The organism is Planktothrix tepida PCC 9214, assembly GCF_900009145.1.
In the GTDB taxonomy this organism is placed as follows: domain Bacteria; phylum Cyanobacteriota; class Cyanobacteriia; order Cyanobacteriales; family Microcoleaceae; genus Planktothrix; species Planktothrix tepida.
Genome location: NZ_LN889777.1, coordinates 1 through 2,258 on the forward strand (window position 1 = coordinate 1; position 2,258 = coordinate 2,258).

Sequence of the window (2,258 nt, forward strand, 5' to 3'; positions counted from 1 at the left end):
TTCCCTGTTCCCTGTTCCCTAGTGCTATTATAAAATTTTAAAACTTAATTTTAACTTAAAATCTTCTGATGATTCATGTATTAGGAATTGATGGTGGCGGTTCTAAAACGGTTTGTGTGTTAATGAGTGCTGATGGCAAAATATTAGGACACGGACAAGCTGGGCCATCGAATTATCAAACCATTGGAATTGAGGCTGCTAAAATAGCCATTATTTCAGCGATTCAACAAGCCGTTGAACATAGTTTTTTAGCCTTAGAAAGGTTCGTTCCCATTCAAGGGATTAGTTTAGGATTAGCCGGGGTAGGTCGTTCAGAAGATATTGAATTAATCCGCAATTTAATTGAAGAGATTCAAACCTCCTCAGAATTACCGATTGACTGGAAATTAACCCCAGAAAATATTATTATTAATAGTGATAGTGTCATTGCCTTAGTAGGCGGTTTAGGTCACTTTGTTGGTATTGTTGTAATAGCAGGAACAGGTTCCCATATCTTCGGAAAAAATCATCAAGGAATCAGTAAACGAGTCGGGGGTTGGGGGTATCTTTTAGGAGATGAAGGTAGTGGTTATGATATTGCGATTCAAGGGTTAAAATCGGCGTTACGTTCTTATGATGGTCGATTAGAATCAACACAACTGATTCCAGCCTTTCAAGACGCTTTAAACTTAAATTCCATTGAAGAATTAATTCCCGTTGTTTACCGTCAAGGATGGGTAGTTAAAGATATTGCCAGTCTAGCTCCAATTGTGGATCAAGTTGCGGCTTCGGGTGATCCGATTGCTCAAACGATTATTAAAAATGCAGCCCATGAATTAGCCTTAGCTACAGAAGTCGCCATTAACCATTTATTTGAACCCACAGAATCCTTTGAAATTGTTGTTATGGGAGGAGTTTGGAAAGGATTAGCGAATTTTCGTCGCCAATTTGAAGCTGAAATTAATGCGATCGCACCTTTAGCAACGATTATCTCTCCGCGTCATGAACCTGCCTATGGTGCAGGGTTGTTAGCGTTACATACAATAGGCTAAGATCAGAAGATTTCTACCTCTCAATATATTAAACGTACTTTTGGAGAACACGATTTCAAAACGGCTTTTTTTATGATGAGAGAAAGATTTCATGAATGTTCATTAGCGGCTTTAGAGCTTAAGCGGTTAGCTGCTCAAAGTAATGATTCTTCCGATGACAACTGTTGTACTAACTCTCAAGGCGAATGTCAGTGCTTAAGCTGTTGTTGTTTAGATCGCGAGTCACAACAAAAGTGCTATAATGATAATGATGACTGTTGTAAAGACTGCTCTAATACTTTAGATTCGCCTGAATTTTGGGAAAGGACTAGAGAAATTTTAGATAAGAACTGTTCATCTCCCCAAAAAATTAGTAAATGCACTCTATCTTGTTGTACCTTTGGAATTTCTGATATATGTTGTTATTCTAGTGAACTAAAGATTTAAAAGTTGCTTCAAAGCTCAAGAAAATCAAGATTCTTAAAATCTTTATTTAGTCATAGATTTTAGTCAGTAGGTAGGAAATAATATTTACAAGTTTGTCATTATTTTGCTAACTTAGTTATCGGCTAAATTGCCCCTAATATTCTCAGGAGGAAAAATGTTAGATGAAACGACTCTTGAACAACGCCTAGTAACTCTTGAACGAGCGGTTGCTGACCTTCAAGGCAAGTCTCAGAGCCAGTCTACATCAGAAAACTGGCTAGAAAAATTGATCGGTTCAGTTTCCGATCAAGCAGCTTTTATAAAATCTTTAGAATATGGACGAGCTTTTCGTCAAGCCGATCAACCCGTCGTTCAAGGTAATCAAGAATTGTGAAATATCTGCTCGACACCGACCACATTAGTTTCTTACAGCGAGGTTCAAGTTTAGAATATACTCGTTTAACCGATCAAATGAGCCAACACTCACCATCAGATTTTGCTTTATCAGTTATTAGTTTTCACGAACAAATACTTGGCGCACACGATTTTATCAATCGTGCTAAAACAAATACCGACACTCTTCGTGGATATACTTTGTTATTAGAAATCCTTCAAGGTTTTGCAAATGCCCCGGTTTTACCATTTGATCCAGTTGCAATCACTATCTTCGAGCAAATGCGATCACAACAGATTCGTGTATCTACGATGGATTTGAGAATTGCAGCGATCGCCATTTCTCGTAACTTAGTATTATTAACTAGAAATGTTAGGGACTTTAGCAAAGTTCCTGGTTTGAAAACAGAAGATTGGACGGTTTGACAC

The 2,258-nt window shown here is 37.7% G+C and carries 3 protein-coding genes; all 3 read left to right on the plus strand.

The features are described from left to right. Positions 1 to 68: 68 nt before the first annotated feature. The 3 genes from PL9214_RS03065 to PL9214_RS03075 all read left to right on the plus strand — a co-directional run bounded on the left by PL9214_RS03065 (position 69) and on the right by PL9214_RS03075 (position 2,255). Positions 69 to 1,031, plus strand: coding sequence for a BadF/BadG/BcrA/BcrD ATPase family protein (locus PL9214_RS03065; RefSeq protein ID WP_072717384.1), 963 nt, complete (start codon positions 69 to 71; stop codon positions 1,029 to 1,031). Positions 1,032 to 1,611: 580 nt separating this feature from the next. Continuing rightward, positions 1,612 to 1,830: a transferase hexapeptide repeat containing protein gene (locus tag PL9214_RS03070; protein ID WP_072717385.1), complete on the plus strand. Its 219-nt coding sequence runs from the start codon at positions 1,612 to 1,614 to the stop codon at positions 1,828 to 1,830. Continuing rightward, positions 1,827 to 2,255 (plus strand): type II toxin-antitoxin system VapC family toxin, encoded by a 429-nt coding sequence (locus PL9214_RS03075; RefSeq protein WP_072717386.1) that lies wholly within the window; start codon positions 1,827 to 1,829, stop codon positions 2,253 to 2,255. The genes PL9214_RS03070 and PL9214_RS03075 overlap by 4 nt, the downstream gene beginning before the upstream one ends. The last annotated feature ends 3 nt before the right edge of the window (positions 2,256 to 2,258 follow it).

Excerpts from the sequence above, each read along its gene's own strand:
- PL9214_RS03065 (WP_072717384.1), top strand. The coding sequence starts at position 69 with ATGATTCATGTATTAGGAATTGATGGTGGCGGTTCTAAAACGGTTTGT.
- PL9214_RS03070 (WP_072717385.1), top strand. The coding sequence starts at position 1,612 with ATGTTAGATGAAACGACTCTTGAACAACGCCTAGTAACTCTTGAACGA.